Source organism: Marinobacter guineae (genome assembly GCF_002744735.1).
Lineage (GTDB): Bacteria > Pseudomonadota > Gammaproteobacteria > Pseudomonadales > Oleiphilaceae > Marinobacter > Marinobacter guineae.
This window is the reverse complement of the sequence record NZ_KZ319341.1, coordinates 295,606-313,118: the sequence shown is the minus strand read 5'-3', so window position 1 is coordinate 313,118 and position 17,513 is coordinate 295,606. Positions and strand designations below refer to the sequence as shown.

Below are 17,513 nucleotides of genomic sequence, written 5' to 3'. Positions count from 1 at the left end.
GATCCTCCGGGTTGGCGTTACTGACAGTGTTCAATCTGATTGCTGATCATCCACTGGACACCGAAACGGTCCGTGGTCATTCCGAAACGATGTGCCCAGAAGGTTTCTGCAAACGGCATGATGATTGAACCCCCATCGGACAGGGCATTGAAAACCCATTCGGCCTGTTTTGGATCGTCGTATTCAAGGTGGATCTGGGCACCCTGGGGTGGCTGGTAGCAGTCGCCCGCCATATCAGCGCCCATCAACCGGCGCCCGCGGAGATTCAGGGACGAATGCACGATTCTGTCATGCATTTCTGGCGGCACATCCCCCGCCGCCGGTGTTTCCCCATAGGAGATCATGGCTTCCAGTTTGCCTGCGGTTACCTCCGAATAGAACTCCATGGCTTCTTTACAGTTGCCGGCAAAAGCCACATGAACGTTCATCTCCCGTGGGAGCCGTCCCAGGGCACGATGTTGCTCAAGCGCCTGGCTGGGTTCGAAATCCTCGAGCTCGAAAAAACGCCGAAGCTCAAGGGTCACATTCTCGCCAGCATCCTCCCGGGGCCATTGTTTGGCCCAGGCAATGGCGTCTTCCAACGAGTCCACTTCGAGAACGCTGTAACCGGCCAGCAACTCACCGGCTGGCTCGAATGGGCCGGAAATAACGCTTGGCTCACCACCCCGGAACTGAATGCGGCAGCCATCGCTCGTAGGCCTCAACCCATGACCGTCGGTAAAAACTCCGGCCTGTGTCATTCGCTCATTGTAGTCCGCCATCCACTGCAGCAACTCTTCCGAGGGCATTACGCCCTTCTCGGTATCGGCATCGGCCTTGCGCATCAACATGTATTTCATCGTGTTGGTCTCCAGTGAAAAATAGATTGTCTTCACTGGTTAGTCGCGCAACGCAACCGGACATCGACACCGAGAAAAAAGATTCCTGATGGAGTCTCAGTCGGACCTCTCCAGATCCTGGAGCGCAATGGTGTATTCATCTTTCCCGGCATCAAATCCGATCCGGTAGGCCGCTGGGTACCAGGCGGGATAGCTGTACCTCTGCGGCTTTTTGATCGGTGACGTCATGTCCGGAAGTGACTCAAGAAAACTCAAAGACACCATCGGCTCAACGAACATCAGCTCGCCCTTGTAATAGCCGTAGATGAAGTTATGGCTGAACGGTTGGCCATGGAATTCATGCCCCGCAGGGTCCAGGCCGTGCATTCCCATCCGGTCCACGGCCGCATCCGGGGGGATAACGTATCCCGCAGGTACGAGTTGCGGGTCTGGTGCCGCCATGGCCAGTTCACGGCCCTCGCCATGGAAGGTTATGGCTTCACGTTCACCCCCGCTGATCAGGTAGAAATGCACGTCAAAATGCGGAACGTTGTAGACCCCCTCCGGAATATGCCCGGCCGGGTTCCAGTCCAGGACTACGTGATCGTAGCCTGTTTGCGGGCCGGCTTCCGGCATGGGTAATGAAAACTCCCAGACCATTTGGTCGGCCTGAACCGCAGGAAGTCCCTGAATCGCATTCTTGCTCATAACCACCGACACGGACTCGGGTTCGTCCGTCCCGTTGGTGGTTACCTCCACTCGCGCGGTGCCATTACCGACGGCGACCGGGGCTCCTGTAAAAACCTGCAGATCGGCGGCGATGGCGACATGGGCAAAACCAAGGCAGGCCAGCGTAATTACGGAAAGGTTGGATCGGAACAGACAAAGAGCAGGTTTCATCTCATCACTCCTCAATGACAGAGACCCTGCGGCACTATCCAGTTAGCCAGTTAGCCAGTTAGCCAGTTAGCCTGGTTAGTGACCCACAAGGTCGTTAAGCCATCGCCCTTCGGACTGACTCAGAGGAGATCGGATTTGGCAGGCTGGGCTGACAGCAGTAAAACGCGCTTCCTGTCTGCACGCTTCTCCCTACTACCACCAGAACGGGATTTGGCTGGATGGAATTAATATATCAGTTGGTCTAGTTTTCTCCACTGAAAAGTTGTTCAGGGATGGCTTTGTCTGCCAGTGCCTCGGCAATATACCGGTAGCCTTTCTTGCCGGGGTGATAACCATCACTGGCCAGAAGTTCAGGGTCGGTGACCACCGGGTAGTTCACGTAGCTGAAGTCTTCAGGAAACCGCCGTGCGACGCGAATATAGAGATTATCCAGCTGCCGTGCCCGCCAACCCACCACGTACCGAAGCGGCGAGGGCAGTGCCGTGAACAGATGCATCGGCGGCACGCTGAGAAGCAGCATGGGCCCCGAATACCGTGATGTGAGCAATCGGCGCAATTCCCGCAACTGCCGGCGGAAGCGATAGCGGGGAGTGAACCCCGTGGTGTCGTTCACCCCCATACTCAACAGCACCACATCCGCCTCTGGTAGTTCGGCGGTTTCCAGCTCGCGAACCAAGGCCCCAAGCCGAATGCCGTTGATCCCGAAGGTGTGCCAGGCAATGGTCTGGCCGGTGCGCTCATGAATCTGACGCGCCAACTGGCTGGCCAGGCCCTGATCGTGGGTTTCAACACCGACACCGGCCGCGGTGGATTCGCCGATCACCAGCACTCGCCTGGCAGGAGTGCCTTCACCGTATTGACCGCACGGCGAGCCCCCGGCTTCCGGCAGCCTGGGCGTTGTGCGGCGCGCCTGTTTGCCCTGGTACAGCAGTACCGGAAACAGAAGGGCGGTGGTCAGCCAGAAAGGGAGGTGCATCTGAAAGGGCTCCGTTTTTGCCGACAGATCAGTGAGCGACTGATTTGGAAAACAGATTGATCACCGCAACGCCGGTGATGATCAGCACCATACCAATCACACTGGCGGCATCCAGCGTTTGCCCGTAAATCAGCCAGCCGATAAACGCCACCAACACAATACCCAGCCCCGCCCAGATGGCATAGGCCAGGCCCACCGGGATCTCCTTAAGTGTGATCGAAAGGAAGTAGAACGCAACGGCATAGCCCGCAATCACCAAAAGGCTGGGCCCGAGTCTGGTAAACCCTTCACTGGCCTTCAGCCCGCTGGTTGCCACCACTTCCGCAACAATGGCAATGCCCAGAAATAACCAACTTTTCACAGAGAATCTCCAGTACCGCAAGAAATTGGGAAGCAGACGATACCAGCCCTCTGCGCCACCTGACAGGGTGGCTATCGAAAAGGCGAACTACACTGGGTTTTGATTGTATTCCGGGGATAGACAAACGCGTTCGCAAAACTCCGGAATTCCGAGTGAGAAATGAAGGTAACTATCTGATAGGGTTGATCCGGATACTGAGCCGCCGAACACGGGGCCACTCACTCGTTTAACCAGTGGGTGAAACCGACCGTTACTCCGCTGCGCTCCGTCCAGGCTACTATGAATATACAAACTTATTCTGCAGACAAGGCTAGGGAAGTTGCTGAACTGTTTCATCAATCTGTTCATGCAATTGATCCTTCGTTGTATACCTCAGAGCAAAAAGAAGCTTGGGCTCCTACCCCTGTCGATTACGCGAGCTGGTCTGAGCGACTGAAGGTGAAACAACCGTTCATAGCTTTAATTGAAAATTGTGTAGCTGGTTTTATCGAATTGGATGCTGATGGTCATATCGACTGTACTTATACCCATCCGAATTTTCAGGGAAGAGGTGTTGCATCTGCCTTGTATGAGCATTTACTTACGGAGGCAAGGGCCAGAAATCTCAAACGCTTATACGTTGAGGCTTCACTCATTGTTAAGCCGTTCTTCGAGCACCGCGGCTTCTCTGTGGTCAAGAAAAATGAAGTGCAAAGAAACGGGGTTTCGTTAGTGAATTTCTCAATGGAAAGGTATCTAAGCCCTGACAATCAAATGCAGCCGACCGCTAACGCGTCGGCTGATTAGGGCGTCAGGGAGGAAACTGTGATTAGGTATCAAATTGCGCAACTCAACATTGCCACGCTTATGGCGCCGATTGATTCGCCGCAGCTATCGGATTTTGTCGCTAACCTCGATAGGATCAACGCGTTGGCAGAGGACTCCCCGGGTTTTGTTTGGAGGCTCCAAACTGAAGAAGGTGATGCTACCGGCATCGATTATTTTGGCGCCGATAAGATTGTGAATCTTTCCCTCTGGGACTCGATCGAGGCTTTGCATAGTTATGTTTATCGGTCTGCCCACGTTGAGATCATGCGCCGCAAAAAAGAGTGGTTTCATAAAATGGGTGAGGCATACATGGTGCTTTGGTGGGTACCTGCCGGTCACACTCCGTCAATCGAAGAGGCGGCGCAAAAACTGAGCATCCTGCGAGAGAGCGGCCCAAGCGCGGAGGCTTTCACATTCAAGAAAGCTTTCCCGGCTCCTGATGAACCCACCGATGTGCCAACCGATAATTGCGGTGGTGAATGTCCAGCCACTTAACAAATCAATTCAGTTCGTTCCGGCGTTATCCGCCATGCACCGTGTCTAGCCAAGAGTGACGGCCAATGAGAATTCAGGATCTTCTGGGTATAGAGCTTCCAATCATTCAAGCGCCGATGGCGGGTGTGCAGGGCAGTGCCCTCGCAATCGCAGTATCCGGTGCTGGTGCGCTCGGGTCGCTCCCTTTCGGCATGCTCAGTGTTGAAGCTATGCGCAAGGAGATGGCGGCTATAAAGGCGCAGACCAAACGGCCCTTCAACGTTAATTTCTTTTGCCATACGCAGCCCGAGCCGAATAGCGAGCATGAAGCGGCTTGGAGGGTGGCACTGTCACCTTATTATGAAGAGTATGGGATCGACCTAAGCACTATCGCTGGTGGCTCCGGGCGTTTGCCTTTTAGCGCTGAAGCCGCCGACGTTCTGGCGGAATTTGAGCCTGCCGTTGTAAGTTTCCATTACGGCTTGCCCGAGCAAGATTTGTTGGACCAAGTGCGGAAGTGGGGTGCGAAAATACTCTCTACGGCGACAACTGTGGATGAAGCCCGCTGGTTGGAGGCGCACGGAGTCGACGCCATAATCGCGCAAGGTATAGAGGCTGGGGGCCACCGCGGGATTTTCCTATCGGAAGATCTGAACACCCAGGTTGGAACCTTCGCTTTGCTCCCGCAAATCGTTCAGGCAGTAAATATTCCGGTTATCGCTGCAGGAGGCATCGCTGACGCAAACGGCGTTGCTGCTGCTATGTCGCTAGGTGCTGCAGGGGTGCAAGTAGGCACGGCTTATATGCTGTGCCCGGAAGCCACTACGAGTGCAGTGCACCGAGTTGCCATCAAGAGCGACGCGGCGATATTTACCGCCCTTACCAATGTGTTTTCTGGCCGACCGGCTCGAGGCATTATGAACCGTCTGATGAAGGGGCTCGGGCCTATCAGCCCCGTGGCCCCGGCTTTTCCATTGGCCGCAGCCGCTTTGGCTCCGCTGCGTGCCGAAGCCGAGCGCCTGGGAACGGGGGATTTCTCGCCGTTGTGGGCGGGGCAAAATGTAAGCGGCTGCAAGGAAATTTCGGCAGCGGATCTAACCCTTGAGTTGGCCAAGGGCGCTAACGAGGCGCACTAACCAGTGTTAACAAGCCGCGTAAGGCGGACGGTTTTCAGCCGTGGCTCAAATGAATGTCCAGGCCAATACCCTCGTAATCTTATTTCCCTGCTTCATCTCTATTTCCCGTATATCAACGGCACCGAGCTTACGAATCAACTTCTTTGCAGGCTTAACATTGTCGGTTTTTGAAACCAGGCTGGTGAACCAGCGGCATTGAGTTGAATATACCTGGCTTTCTTTTATCAGCTTTTTCAGGCACAGCTGTTCACCCCCCTTACACCAAAGCTCCGCTCCCAGCCCGCCAAAGGTCAGAGTGGGGGAGTCGGTTTTCGCCTTTTGTTCACCGCGACTACGAGCAAGGTTATTGAGTTTAAGCCGGCTACGTTTAAGTGCTTCATCGGGCGAGGCATGGAAGGGTGGGTTGCATACGCTGACGTCAAAGAACTCCCCAGCTTCAATGATCCCTTCAAAAATGTGGTTTTTATCGTGCTGCGTGCACAGCGTGAAGTGGTCTTTGAGTGTGGGATTGTTGGCGATAATCGTGGCGACGTTCTCAAGCGACTGAGTGTTAATGTCACTACCGACACACTGCCAGCCGTAAATTTGGCAGGCCAGTAGCGGGTAGATTCCATTGGCTCCCGTTCCTATATCGAGCAGTTTGATGCTGGGCTGTTCAAGCCCGGTCCCAAGTCCAAGCAGGTCGGCCATGTAATCGATATAGTCGGCTCTGCCCGGGATGGGAGGGCAAAGCGCGCCCTCTGGAATATCCCAATCGGCAATGTTGTAGTATCGGCTCAATAACGCGGCGTTGAGAGTTTTGACTGCGAGTGGGTCTGCGAATTCGATGGAAAGGTCGCCGTGAGCGTTTGGTTTCACATGAGGGGCGAGTGCCGGGTGGCTTTCTACAAGAGCTGGGAAGTCATAGCCTTCGTTGTGGAGATTCCTCGGGTGCAGACCTTTGCGAACAGGCTTGGCTTGGCTTTTTTCACGTCGATGGAGGGTGCTCACAGTAATCGGCCCGAGGCTTGGAGTTCAAAGGAAGAGTGGGTCTGGCTTGGTCCGTGAGGCGCGCCGCCCTTTGTATAAGCGTAGTCATCACTTTTGCTGCTGCATAATACCATCAGGGCACCAAGAGCCCCTGGATCTATAGAAATTTCGCTATAATGAGTGGCTTAGTCAATTCAGCCAGGAAACACGCCATCACCGTCTCACTGCATCGTTTTTACTCCTTCCGTCGTTGCCCTTACGCTATGCGCGCTCGACTCGGTATCTTGTTTGCCGAGCTGAGGGTGGAGCTGCGGGAGATAGTGCTGAAAAACAAACCGGCGCAGATGCTGGCTATCAGTCCTAAAGGCACGGTTCCTGTTCTGGAGCTGGCTGGGGGTGATAGCTCCAAGAGACTCGTAATCGAGGAAAGCAGGGAAATACTGGAATGGGCGCTGCAGCAGAGTGATCCGCAAGGTTTGTTGAACATCGATTTAGTAAGCGCTAATGCCCTGATCGACCGTAACGATTACGAATTTAAACACTGGCTAGATCGCTATAAATACGCTGATCGCCATCCAGAACTAACCCAGCTAGATTACCAGCAACAGGGTGAGGTGTTTTTGCAGGAGTTAGAAAGCTTATTAGCCAAGAATAGGTATCTCCTGGGGAGCAACATCAGCATCGCTGATATTGGCATCATGCCTTTTGTACGCCAGTTCGCCCATGTAGATCGGGAGGTGTTTTATAGTCTGCCCTATCCGAATCTACAGCAATGGCTGAGGGATTGGCTGGAACACCCAGTGTTCCAGCAGGTCATGATCAAATTCCAGCCCTGGCAGGAAGGTGATGACATGGTGGTATTTCCAAGCGACAGCCATAGTGTCTTCAAAGCCGGTCGCGTGAAGACTGCGCACCCTTAAAGTACGATCGACAATCTGTCTGCGAAGCTCCCAAAACCAAACACCTATGCCCGCTTGCATCAATCATCACTGGAGAAAAAGACGGCTCCCGCAGCCTATCCAATTGGTACGCCCGGCGCTCCCTGGGGCGAGGTTGAACGCGCCGAGTGGCTGTCACGACAGCCCCGTCAACGCAGCTACGAGTTCCGAGGTAGTGAGTGTGATCGAGCGCCTGCGCCCGCGCTTCGACGCGGAAGAGTATGGCCGTCTGGACTATGGCCCCGACAGTTATTCGCTGATGGCGATCCGGAGCCGCGACTGGCGTGATGATCTGCCGGTCGTGCTGGTAACGGGTGGGGTACACGGCTATGAAACCAGCGGCGTACATGGTGCGCTGCAGTTCGTCGATCAGCATGCAGCGGATTACGTGGGCCGCGTCAACCTGCTGGTGGCGCCCGTTCGCGATCACGCATTGCTGCATATCGATCTGCACGAGACCACCGATACCGACGAAACCGAGTTTCGCCCAGCGCTGGCTGCCCGCGACGGCAAGCCGTTCGAGCCGGGCGGGATTCCCGATGGCTTTTATCTGGTCGATGACAGCGAGAACCCGCAGCCTGCATTCCAGCAGGCGCTGATCGAGGCGGTGGAGCAGATTACCCATATCGCGCCGGCCGATGACAAGGGCGAGCTCTTCGGCTCACCGGTAGGGAAGGGCAATTAGGGGCAGGGGGAGTCCATATCATTCGTTAGGCGAATAAAATATCCATCGACGAAATACTCGTATCAAAGGCTTTTTTTACTAAGCTTTCTATAATTCGGGTGTTCAGCTTACACAGCCCATTCTGACCCTGAAAAGGACGCTCTAAACCCTGAAAACAGGTTGTATTTCAACATAAATGCGAGAGAACAATATGTTAGCTTGGTGCGACCCTAATGTTCTAATGTTACCTCGCCATGAGTAGACGATTCCTGTCGCGCCTGTGGGGGTGCCTGCGCCACGTTCACCTCTGGGTGCTGGTGGCCGTCGCGTTGTACACGCTCGCGGGTTTTTTCCTGGTGCCGTGGCTCGCCGGTTGGATCGCGGAAGACAAGGTGCGAGAGGACCTTGGTCGCGAGCTTCGCATCGGCGATATCGATTTCAATCCCTACACGTTCACCCTGCAAGTGACCGATTTCGCCCTCGCGGATCCCGACGGCCACGAGCTCGTCGCTTTCGACCGGCTGTTCGTCAATTTCACGCTGGTCAGCCTCATCGACCAGGCCTGGACCTTCCAGCAGATACGCCTCGAAGGCCCGGCGATTCAGGAGGAACGCTTCGCCTCGGGCGAGACGCGCTTCGCCCGGCTGAAGGATGACGCCTCGGGCGAGCCGGAAGCGACGGGCGAAGGCGGGATGCCGGCGATGGTGATCCGTCATCTGGATGTTGTGGGAGGAACGATCCGCTTCGCGAATCACCTGACCACCGCGTCCGACCCGTCAGGCACGACCGCCACCATCGCGGTGCAGGAATTTGCCTTGTCGCTGGATGATGCCGCCCTGCACGAGAACACCGGGTTCCCGGTCCAATTCGCTGGGCAACTCAAGGCGGGCGGTGCCTTCTCGTTCGATGGCGAAATGCGGGTGTCGCCGGCATTCGAGATCAACGGCGGCCTGCGCTTGGAGGCGCTGGCCCTGAGCCCGGCCGAGCCTTACCTGCAACAACTCGCACGGCTGGCGATCAAGGGTGGGAATCTGCGCCTCGACGGACGACTGTCCGTCAGCGACGATGAGCACCTGGCCTATCGCGGCAGTGCCGGCGTGGACGGGCTCAGCCTCGCGCCCCTGGACCCCGGCGACACCGAGCCGGTGGTGGGCTGGCAAGCCATGGAGATCGAGCAGCTCGACCTGAGCCTGGCACAGCGCAGCATCGAGGCCTCTAGCGTGTCCATCGAGGGCGGCTCCGGCCGGGTCATCATCCACGAGGATAGGACCACGAATTTCAATCGCCTGCTCGTGGCGCGCGCCGAGGGAGATGACCCCGCTCTCGAAGGGGATGACGGCGAAGACGCCGCCCCATTACGCGTCAGCATCGCCGGCATCGTCATGGCCGACAGTCGTCTCCAGTTCGCGGACCAGTCGCTGCCGCTGCCCTTCTCGACGCGCATCCAAAAGCTGAACGGCGAGGTCTCCACACTGGCTTCGGACACACAGACTCCGGCCGACGTTCAGCTCGAAGGTCAGGTGGGTGAGTATGGCATGGCGCGCATCGAGGGCACGATTCACGCCTGGCAGCCGACACGGGACACGAACGTCACGCTGACCTTCCGTAACCTGATGGTGCCGGACTACTCGCCGTACACAGTCGCCTTCGCCGGTCGCCGGATCGCGGAAGGCCGCATGGACCTCGATCTCGGCTATCGCCTCGCGGACGGCAAACTCGAGGGCAGTAATGCGATAGTGCTGCACGATCTGGAACTGGGCGAGAAGGTCGAGATCCCGGGCGCGATGGACCTGCCGCTCAGCCTCGCCGTCGCGCTGCTCAAGGACAGCGAGGGCGTGATCCGGATGGATATCCCGGTCACAGGAGATCTCGGCGATCCGAACTTCGAGCTGGGCGGCGCGGTTCGCAGCGCCATCGGTGACGCGATCGGCACCATCGTCAGCGCGCCGTTCCGCTTCCTGGCGGGGCTGCTCGGGGCTGGCGAAGAGGACCTGCAACGGATCGCATACCCGGCGGGCCGCAGCGACCTGACACCGCCGCAGCGCCAGCGCGTCGGGCTGCTCCGCAAGGCTCTCGTGAAGCGTCCGGAACTGGCGCTGGAGCTTGCCGGTCCCTTCGACCCGGATGTGGACGGCCCGGCACTGAAGCGCCAACACGCCGTCGAGCAACTCGCCGAGTGGTTGCGCGAGCAGGGACGCGAGGTTTCGTCCCCGGACCTGACCGCGGAACCTACGCAAGACGCGATGGAGGCGATTTTCTCAAGCGCCTACCCGGAAACCAGCCTGGACGAGGTCCGTGAGCGGTTTACGCGCGAGCCGGACGAGAACCCGGAGGGCCGCTCGGCGTTCGACGCTGTCGCCTACCGAGCTCATCTCGCCGAGGAGGTGATCGCGGCGCAACCCGTCACCGATGCCGATCTCGTGGCACTCGGCCAGGCACGGGCCGCCGCCGTGCGGGATCGCCTGCTGGCGGATGCGTCCGACGGCCCGGAAAAAGGCACCGCGGTCGAGCCCGAGCGGGTCCTCCTGGCGGAGCCCAGGGAAGTCGAGTCCGAGAACGACGAGCAGGTCGTGATGGAGGTCGGTCTATCCTTAGACTGAGGCGGCGCTAACGCGCCGCCGCGCCTATACTGGGCGTTCGGCTGTGTATGACATGCGAGTGACTGAGGTGCCGTTATCGTGAGGGTGCAGTTCTTCAAGTTCTGGGATCGCGTTCGATCCAGTTTCTGGTTCATTCCGGCGGTCATGGCCGGTGTGGCCGTGGGGTTGGCCCTCGTGGGCGTCACGATAGACGAGCCGGTGACAGAGTGGCTATCGCTCAAACTGGGGTGGACGTTCGCCGGTGGAGCGGAAGGAGCTAGCGCCGTGATGGGGATTGTCGCCGGTTCGATGATCGCCATCGCCGGCGTGGTTTTCTCGATGACATTGGTCGCCCTTTCGTTAGCCTCGTCCCAGCTTGGACCCCGTTTGCTGCGCAGTTTCATGAGCGATTCCACCACACAGGTGGCCCTCGGCACGTTCATCGCCACGTTCCTCTACTGCCTGGTCGTTCTCCGCACGATCCGCCGTGTGGAGGAGGTCACTTTCGTCCCGCACCTGTCGGTCACCCTGGGTGTTCTACTTGCAGTGGTGAGCGTGGGGGTGTTCATCTACTTCATCCATCACGTGTCCGTATCCATCCAGGCCAATGAGATAGCCGCGCGGATCGGCGAGGAATTGATAGAGGGGATCGACTGCCTGTTCCCGGAACAGATTGGACAGGGAGCGTCACGGATCCCGGTAGAGTCACTCGGCGCTGGCTTTCCCGAGGTGTTCGATCAGGAGGCTTGGCCGGTCCGCGCGAACGGTGACGGCTATCTCCAGTTCATCGATGCGGAGGCCTTACTTGCGCTGGCGGTGGAGGAGGACCTGATCGTTCGACTGGAGGAAAGGCCAGGAAACTATGTCGTCGCCGGTTGTCCGCTTGCGCAGATCTGGCCAGGAAGCAAAGTGACCGACGGGCTTGCGGACAAAGTCCATCCCCTCTTCATACTGGGTCATCAGCGGACTTCCGGCCAGGACCTCGAGTTCGCGGTGAGTCAGTTGGTGGAAATTGCGGTCCGGGCTCTCTCCCCAGGGATGAACGACCCGTTCACGGCGATCACGTGTCTCGACCACTTGGGGTCCGGGTTGTGTCTTTGGCTTCACGAGATATGCCGTCGCCTTATCGCCATGACGGCCAGAATCAGCTTCGGGTGATTGCGCCTGCCGATACATTCCCGAAGATCATGGATGCGGCGTTCAACCAGATCCGGCAATATGGCCGCTCCAGCGCCGCGGTAACCATCCGCCTGCTGGAAACGATCATCGTGGTCGCGGGATTCGCACACCGTGCCGAGGACCGAGCCGCGCTCTTGCGGCACGCTGAAATGATCGCGCGAGGGGCTAACGAGGGGCTGCCCGAAGACGAGGACCGCCGGTCGGTGGAAGAGCGCTACCAAACGGTGAGGAAGTTGTGCAGCGAACCGGATTAGTCTCGCCGCCGCTGAGGCTGGGCGGTGTGTAGCCTTGTGGGCAGTGCTTGTGTTTGCGAATCTTCCCAGCATCGTCTTTGCCCAATCATCGTGTTCCGGAATTCAAGTGAAAATTCCGAACATTAAAAACAGCACTGGGGTTGTATCTTGTGCGCTTTTCGAATCGTCAGCGGGTTTCCCTACTGAATTTTTGCACTCCGCAACCAATATAACGATGATAAAAATTCGAGATACGCAGGCGCGTTGCAACAGCTTCGATGAGTGCGCCTTCGTTCGAGGACGCCAGCTTTTCGTACGATGGGCAAAACCTTGATCTGACGATCAGATTGAATTACTGAACGAGCTTTCCATGAATACCGGGTGCTTTCAATCCAGAACGACCATCCAGAGTCTCTGGGCCTAACAATTTGCGCCACACGGACGCATTGACGTGCGCCGGTGCGCTCTGGCGTTAAATGTCCTTGATTGAGAGGTCCAGGGCTCCAACAATCTGGTTCCTGAAATGTGATAGGGAGCCAGCGGGGCTTTATTCGAGTTGCCAGCCTGCTCAGGAGACTATTCTGATTATCGACCTAGACCGGAGAACACCATGACTTCCCCCCTCGTGACCACCGACTGGCTGCAGGACAACCTGGATAACGAACATTTGGTACTGATCGACGCGAGTATGGCCAATGTCATTGGCAAGGAGCCGATCGTTTATGACCGTCCGATGTTGATCCCGGGTAGTTACCGGATCGACCTGGAAGGAACGCTTTGCGATACCGGAGCTTTCCAGGTTCACGCCTTCCCGACGGAAGAGCAGTTCACGGCGGAGGTCCGCAGACTGGGCATTACGCCCGAAAGCCTGGTGGTGCTGTACGACAACCAGGGCATCTACTCGGCACCCCGGGCCTGGTGGATTCTGCGGGCTATGGGTCTCAAACAGGTGTTTGTTCTGGATGGCGGCCTGCCGCAGTGGTTGGCCGAAGGGCGGGACATCGTTTCTGCTCCGGTTGCAGATGCGGCCGTGCATGGCGGCGTGGTGGGCAAGCTCGACCGTACCCTGGTTCGGGATTCAGCCTACGTTTTCCAACATCTGGAGGACGAGCGAGTAACGGTCATCGATGCGCGATCACAGGCACGTTTCCTGGCGCAGGCGCCAGAGCCAAGGCCTGGTGTGCGCGGTGGCCACATCCCCCATTCCCTCAACCTGCCGTTTACGGAGGTGCTGGAGGGTTATCGGTTCAAGCCTGCCAGCCGGCTGGCGTCAACGTTTGCCCTCCTCGCGCCCTCCCTTCAGCCCGGCAACGGGCACCAACTGGTGTTTTCCTGTGGTTCCGGTATCACCGCCTGCATCATCCTGCTGGCGGCCGAGCTGGCCGGGTATACTCAGCTGTCGCTGTACGATGGCTCCTGGGCCGACTGGGGCAGTAATGAGTCGTTGCCGGTGGCGTAGCGCACATCACATCTCGCCAGGATCAACATCCCGGCCTTCCGTTAGTGGTAGTCGCTGACTTGGCCTCAGGTCCTGTTGTTATGGCGTATTTTCCGAAACTGCTATTGAGTTTCATGAATTGCTTGGTGCTAAACCCAAAAGTGAATGGGCTGGCTATCAGTTAACTGGTTCCGAGTTACTTTCTTTGGCTGAGAGCTGAAGCTAAATGGTTCAGGTGGTCGGAGTTTCCATGCCTCCGGAGTGCATCTGTTTCGCCACGAGGTGGTCCGGTAACTCCGGTATCATTTCCTTGAGTAAACCGACCAACCGATTGTTCGCCCATTTCTGCTTGTACACCAGTCCAAAACGATAGTGAAAGGCCGGCTTGAACGGCTTTATCAGAAGGTCATTGCGGGCCGCCTGGTGGTCGTAAGCTGTAATGGGGTTGATCAGGGTGATGCCGACACCGTTTGCGACCAGTGAGCAAATGGCAGCGATGTTGGCTTCGGTTTTACCGGCAATGCGAATGTTCTTCTCCGACAGGTGCAGCAGGAGCTGGTCGGCTGCCAGGTTGGGCTGGTTGGGTATGACCAGATGCTGGCCTTTCAGGTCCTCTGTTGTGATCACTTCGGCTTTGGCCAGGCTGTGGTTTTTGGGCATCAGGCACACGGCCTCGGTTGAGATCAACTCATCAACCGCCAACACCTGACTGGTAACCGGAAGGGTGACAAATCCGACATCGAAATAACCCGCTTCAACCGCCCGCACCACTTCCGGGCTGGGCATGATGTCCAGATAGATGCTGTATTTAGGGTTGTCACTCAGGATGCGGGCGATGGTTTTGGGGACATAGGCAAAACCCAGAGCCGGTGCCGAGGCGATGCGGATGCGCGAAGCACCAAATTCTCGCAGTGACACAATGCTGTGCTTCATGTTCTCCAGGTTGCTCAGCAAACCAAGAATCTCACCATAGAGCTCATCGGCCTCAGGCAGAGCGACTAGCCGCTTCTTGTGCCGCATGAACAGCGGAATTCCAATATTTTCTTCCAACTGCGCCAGAGATCGACTGACGCCAGACTGGGTAATGCCTAAATCCTTGGCGGTCCGTGTGGCGGTGCCGGTCTCATAAAGCATTTTAAAAATGAGCAAAGATTTCAGAGAGTTAAGATTTATGTCGCTCATAGTGGCTGGTCCCGAGGGGTGTTTTTTTGGCCCAAAACATGAGTATAAATCATCAAATAATGAATAAACATTATGCATTGAAATTAAGTTATAGCTGTTCTTTAATGAAAATAGATTAAAAAAACAACGATTTTTCAAGGGCCGTTGATGCAATGTCCAGCAACGCTTTGTTCTACCTGACCAGTAATGACATGCCGCTGGTCAGCCATGCCGATGGCATTTATATATGGGATACCACAGGTCGTCGTTACATCGATGCCTGCTCAGGCGCCATCACCTGTAATGTTGGCCACAATCACCCCACCGTAAAACGCGCCATGGTTGAGCAGCTCGATAAGGTTGCTTTCAGCTATCGCACCCAGTTCGAAAGCCAGGTCGCGCTTGACCTGGCGGCTCGATTGGTCGATCTCACCGACGGTGAGATCGACAAAGTCTTTTTTGTCGGCAGTGGTTCGGAAGCGGTCGAGAGTGCAATCAAACTGGCGGTCCAGTATTTCGTCGCCAAAGGGCAGCCGGAGCGGTGCAAGTTTGTGTCGCTGCGCCCTTCCTATCATGGCAGTACCATCGGAGCACTGGGGCTAACCGGATACGAACCCCTGGAGGCACCTTATCGCTCAATCACTCTTGGCTCGGTCAAAGTGCCCTCTCCGGACTTGTACCGTTACCAGGAAGCCAGCGCTGAAGAACACATTGCATCGGTGCTGGAACAGACCGAAAGCGCCATTCTGGCGGCGGGCCCGGAAACCATTGCCGCCGTGGCGCTTGAGCCGGTGGGCGGTGCCAGCACTGGAGGGCGCATGGTCACCAGGGCCTATATGGAAGGGGTGCGGGCTTTGTGTGACCGTTACGGTTGCCTGTTGGTCATGGACGAAGTGCTTAGCGGCATGGGGCGCACCGGCGCCTGGTTTGCTTACCAGCATTTTGGTGTGGTGCCCGACATTATCGCGCTGGCCAAAGGGCTCGGTTCCGGCTATTACCCCATAGCCGCAATGATGGCGCGTCAGGAGCTGGTAGATGAGGTGAGCCGCAGTGGTGGTTTCATGCACGGTCATACCTACGCCGGTAACCCCCTGGCCTGTGCCACGGGCCTTGCTGTTATTGATGTGATGGACTCGGAGCGGCTGGTTAGCAATGCCGCAGAGCAAGGTACCTATCTTCGCCAGCAACTTGACCAACTGGCTCAAAAGTACGATTGCATTGGCAATGTACGCGGGGTTGGCTTGTTGCAGGGGGTGGAACTGGTGCAGGACAAGGCCAGAAAACAGCCGTTCCCGGCCTCGTTCAATGCTTTCGACAAGCTCACGGCCCTGGCCAAGGCCCGTGGCTTGCTGATTTACCCGAGGCGTTCCCTGAATGGCCTGGAGGGGGATCATGTGTTGATTACGCCGCCACTGACGGTCACCGCTTCAGACATTGACGACATAATCGCCCTGCTGGATGACAGCCTCGCGGCCTTCGAACAGGCGTCGCTGGAGCTGGAGGTCTGTTCATGAAAAAGAACCAGACCCTGGAAAATGCCATCGCCGCCATTCCCTCCGGGGCTGTGGTCATGGTCGGTGGTTTTGGCAACCCGGGTACGCCCTTTAGCCTGATCAACGAATTGGTGCGTCAGGGGCAGACCGGTCTGACGATCATCAAGAACGATGCCAATGAACCCGGTCATGGCTTGAGCCGGCTGATCGAGAATGGCCAGGTGCGCAAGTTGATCACCACGCACATTGGCCTGAACAAAGGCGTGATTGAGCTGATGAATCAGGGCGACCTCGAGGTCGCGTTTCATCCCCAGGGCATGCTGGCCGAAAAGATTCGCACTGCCGGTGCCGGCAGCTTTGGTTTCCTCACTGACATCGGTATTGATTCCGAGATTACCCAGCCAGAAGATCTGCTCGAATGGCAAGGCCAGACCTACAAGGTCGAGATGGCGTTGCCGGCTGCCTACGCACTTATTCATGCCGCACAGGCGGACTGGATCGGCAATCTGGTGTATCAGGGCTCGGCTATCAATTTCAGCCCTCTGATGGCCATGGCTGCGAACCACGTTATTGTCGAGACGCCGGATCTCGGTGCGCCGGGCCGTTTCAAGCCGGAACACGTGCATACGCCGGGTGCCTTTGTCGACAGCATTGTACCGCTGGAATCACTCACCTCTGAATACGGGGTCCTGGAACATCATGTCCGCCGCTGAACGCATTTTGAGCCGGGCGGTGAATGAAATCACCCCGGGCAGCATTGTCAATCTGGGCATTGGTTTGCCCACGCAGGTTATCCGTTACCTACCGGACGACTTCGATGTACAGATCCATTCAGAGAACGGCATTCTGGGTGCCTGGAAGCAGAGTCCACCAGAGGCAATGGACCCCTTCCTCATTGATGCCGCCGGTGCCTATGTTTCCCTTCGCGAAGGCGCCAGTCTGTTCGACAGCGCTGTCTCTTTCGCCCTGATTCGTCGCGCTCGCCTGGATTTGACCATGATTGGCGCCTTCGAAGTCGACGAGCAGGGCAACCTTGCCAACTGGAAAATTCCGGGCAAATTTTCGCCGGGGATTGGTGGTGCCATGGAGCTGGCACAAAAGACGCCGCGCATCGTCGTGCTGACAACCCATACCGACAAACACGGGCGACCCAAGATCCTGAAGTCTTGCCGCCTGCCGTTAACTGCCAAAGCCTGCGTCAGCCGCATAGTATCCGACCTCGCTGTAATGGACGTTACCCCGCAAGGTCTGGTGGTGCGCGAAAAACTGGTCGAGATCAGTGACGCCGATTTGCAGGCCCGGACCGAAGCGGAGCTGACGTTTGCCGCGTGAGAGGAGGTGACCATCGCAGCATACAAGGTAGACAAACCTATAATTGATCTGGACG

The 17,513-nt window shown here is 57.0% G+C and carries 16 protein-coding genes and 1 pseudogene; 11 read left to right on the top strand and 6 right to left on the bottom strand.

Annotation, left to right across the window (positions count from 1 at the left end):
* Nucleotides 1-17: 17 nt before the first annotated feature.
* The 4 genes from CLH62_RS15755 to CLH62_RS15740 form a co-directional block, all read right to left on the bottom strand.
* Nucleotides 18-839: a YciI family protein gene (locus tag CLH62_RS15755; RefSeq protein WP_099619138.1), complete on the bottom strand. Its 822-nt coding sequence runs from the start codon at nucleotides 837-839 to the stop codon at nucleotides 18-20.
* Nucleotides 840-935: 96 nt separating this feature from the next.
* Nucleotides 936-1,718 carry a DUF5602 domain-containing protein gene (locus tag CLH62_RS15750; protein WP_099619137.1) on the bottom strand — a complete coding sequence of 261 codons (783 nt, stop codon included), beginning with the start codon at nucleotides 1,716-1,718 and terminating at the stop codon, nucleotides 936-938.
* A gap of 241 nt (nucleotides 1,719-1,959) precedes the next feature.
* The gene (locus CLH62_RS15745; protein WP_099619136.1) at nucleotides 1,960-2,694 is read right to left on the bottom strand and encodes an SGNH/GDSL hydrolase family protein; all 735 of its coding nucleotides are present in this window, start codon (nucleotides 2,692-2,694) and stop codon (nucleotides 1,960-1,962) included.
* Nucleotides 2,695-2,722: 28 nt separating this feature from the next.
* Complete coding sequence (locus CLH62_RS15740) at nucleotides 2,723-3,076, bottom strand: DMT family transporter (RefSeq protein WP_456085524.1); 354 nt, start codon at nucleotides 3,074-3,076, stop codon at nucleotides 2,723-2,725.
* Between the two features lie 258 nt (nucleotides 3,077-3,334).
* Between CLH62_RS15740 and CLH62_RS15735 the strand changes: the two genes are divergently transcribed.
* From CLH62_RS15735 to CLH62_RS15725, 3 genes are all read left to right on the top strand, one after another.
* Nucleotides 3,335-3,841: a GNAT family N-acetyltransferase gene (locus tag CLH62_RS15735; protein ID WP_099619134.1), complete on the top strand. Its 507-nt coding sequence runs from the start codon at nucleotides 3,335-3,337 to the stop codon at nucleotides 3,839-3,841.
* Between the two features lie 18 nt (nucleotides 3,842-3,859).
* On the top strand, nucleotides 3,860-4,357 hold the full coding sequence (locus tag CLH62_RS15730) for a DUF3291 domain-containing protein (RefSeq protein ID WP_099619133.1): 498 nt from the start codon (nucleotides 3,860-3,862) through the stop codon (nucleotides 4,355-4,357).
* A 65-nt stretch (nucleotides 4,358-4,422) separates the two neighbouring features.
* On the top strand, nucleotides 4,423-5,472 hold the full coding sequence (locus CLH62_RS15725) for an NAD(P)H-dependent flavin oxidoreductase (RefSeq protein ID WP_099619132.1): 1,050 nt from the start codon (nucleotides 4,423-4,425) through the stop codon (nucleotides 5,470-5,472).
* A 45-nt stretch (nucleotides 5,473-5,517) separates the two neighbouring features.
* Here CLH62_RS15725 and rlmF read toward each other — a convergent pair whose 3' ends face one another.
* A complete protein-coding gene (gene rlmF, locus CLH62_RS15720) occupies nucleotides 5,518-6,462 on the bottom strand; it encodes a 23S rRNA (adenine(1618)-N(6))-methyltransferase RlmF (protein ID WP_099619131.1) in 945 nt (314 codons plus the stop codon).
* 155 nt (nucleotides 6,463-6,617) lie between these two features.
* On the opposite strand from rlmF, the gene CLH62_RS15715 reads away from it, so the two are divergent.
* The 5 genes and pseudogenes from CLH62_RS15715 (at nucleotide 6,618) to CLH62_RS15695 (ending at nucleotide 13,493) form a co-directional block, all read left to right on the top strand.
* Nucleotides 6,618-7,361 (top strand): glutathione S-transferase, encoded by a 744-nt coding sequence (locus CLH62_RS15715; protein ID WP_099619130.1) that lies wholly within the window; start codon nucleotides 6,618-6,620, stop codon nucleotides 7,359-7,361.
* Nucleotides 7,362-7,560: 199 nt separating this feature from the next.
* A complete protein-coding gene (locus CLH62_RS15710) occupies nucleotides 7,561-8,064 on the top strand; it encodes a M14 family metallopeptidase (protein ID WP_228152877.1) in 504 nt (167 codons plus the stop codon).
* 233 nt (nucleotides 8,065-8,297) lie between these two features.
* Complete coding sequence (locus CLH62_RS15705; RefSeq protein ID WP_099619129.1) at nucleotides 8,298-10,643, top strand: DUF748 domain-containing protein; 2,346 nt, start codon at nucleotides 8,298-8,300, stop codon at nucleotides 10,641-10,643.
* Nucleotides 10,644-10,787: 144 nt separating this feature from the next.
* Nucleotides 10,788-12,055, top strand: a pseudogene (locus tag CLH62_RS15700) (DUF2254 domain-containing protein).
* Between the two features lie 589 nt (nucleotides 12,056-12,644).
* Nucleotides 12,645-13,493 (top strand): sulfurtransferase, encoded by an 849-nt coding sequence (locus CLH62_RS15695; RefSeq protein WP_099619128.1) that lies wholly within the window; start codon nucleotides 12,645-12,647, stop codon nucleotides 13,491-13,493.
* A 210-nt stretch (nucleotides 13,494-13,703) separates the two neighbouring features.
* On the opposite strand, the gene CLH62_RS15690 is transcribed toward CLH62_RS15695, so the two are convergent.
* A complete protein-coding gene (locus CLH62_RS15690; protein WP_099619127.1) occupies nucleotides 13,704-14,654 on the bottom strand; it encodes a LysR family transcriptional regulator in 951 nt (316 codons plus the stop codon).
* Nucleotides 14,655-14,806: 152 nt separating this feature from the next.
* Between CLH62_RS15690 and CLH62_RS15685 the strand changes: the two genes are divergently transcribed.
* The 3 genes from CLH62_RS15685 to CLH62_RS15675 are packed head-to-tail and all read left to right on the top strand — an operon-like array spanning nucleotide 14,807 to nucleotide 17,458.
* Nucleotides 14,807-16,147, top strand: coding sequence for an aminotransferase family protein (locus CLH62_RS15685; RefSeq protein WP_099619126.1), 1,341 nt, complete (start codon nucleotides 14,807-14,809; stop codon nucleotides 16,145-16,147).
* Nucleotides 16,144-16,839, top strand: coding sequence for a CoA transferase subunit A (locus CLH62_RS15680; RefSeq protein ID WP_099619125.1), 696 nt, complete (start codon nucleotides 16,144-16,146; stop codon nucleotides 16,837-16,839). Before CLH62_RS15685 ends, CLH62_RS15680 begins: the two co-directional genes overlap by 4 nt.
* Nucleotides 16,826-17,458, top strand: coding sequence for a 3-oxoacid CoA-transferase subunit B (locus tag CLH62_RS15675; protein WP_099619124.1), 633 nt, complete (start codon nucleotides 16,826-16,828; stop codon nucleotides 17,456-17,458). Before CLH62_RS15680 ends, CLH62_RS15675 begins: the two co-directional genes overlap by 14 nt.
* Nucleotides 17,459-17,513: the final 55 nt, after the last annotated feature.

Bases quoted from the DNA above. Each gene is read 5' to 3' on its own strand.
- CLH62_RS15735 (WP_099619134.1), top strand. From the start codon at position 3,335: ATGAATATACAAACTTATTCTGCAGACAAGGCTAGGGAAGTTGCTGAA.
- CLH62_RS15725 (WP_099619132.1), top strand. From the start codon at position 4,423: ATGAGAATTCAGGATCTTCTGGGTATAGAGCTTCCAATCATTCAAGCG.
- CLH62_RS15715 (WP_099619130.1), top strand. From the start codon at position 6,618: ATGAGTGGCTTAGTCAATTCAGCCAGGAAACACGCCATCACCGTCTCA.
- CLH62_RS15680 (WP_099619125.1), top strand. From the start codon at position 16,144: ATGAAAAAGAACCAGACCCTGGAAAATGCCATCGCCGCCATTCCCTCC.
- CLH62_RS15695 (WP_099619128.1), top strand. From the start codon at position 12,645: ATGACTTCCCCCCTCGTGACCACCGACTGGCTGCAGGACAACCTGGAT.
- CLH62_RS15755 (WP_099619138.1), bottom strand. From the start codon at position 839: ATGAAATACATGTTGATGCGCAAGGCCGATGCCGATACCGAGAAGGGC.
- CLH62_RS15750 (WP_099619137.1), bottom strand. From the start codon at position 1,718: ATGAAACCTGCTCTTTGTCTGTTCCGATCCAACCTTTCCGTAATTACG.
- CLH62_RS15745 (WP_099619136.1), bottom strand. From the start codon at position 2,694: ATGCACCTCCCTTTCTGGCTGACCACCGCCCTTCTGTTTCCGGTACTG.
- CLH62_RS15690 (WP_099619127.1), bottom strand. From the start codon at position 14,654: ATGAGCGACATAAATCTTAACTCTCTGAAATCTTTGCTCATTTTTAAA.
- CLH62_RS15675 (WP_099619124.1), top strand. From the start codon at position 16,826: ATGTCCGCCGCTGAACGCATTTTGAGCCGGGCGGTGAATGAAATCACC.
- CLH62_RS15705 (WP_099619129.1), top strand. From the start codon at position 8,298: ATGAGTAGACGATTCCTGTCGCGCCTGTGGGGGTGCCTGCGCCACGTT.
- CLH62_RS15685 (WP_099619126.1), top strand. From the start codon at position 14,807: ATGTCCAGCAACGCTTTGTTCTACCTGACCAGTAATGACATGCCGCTG.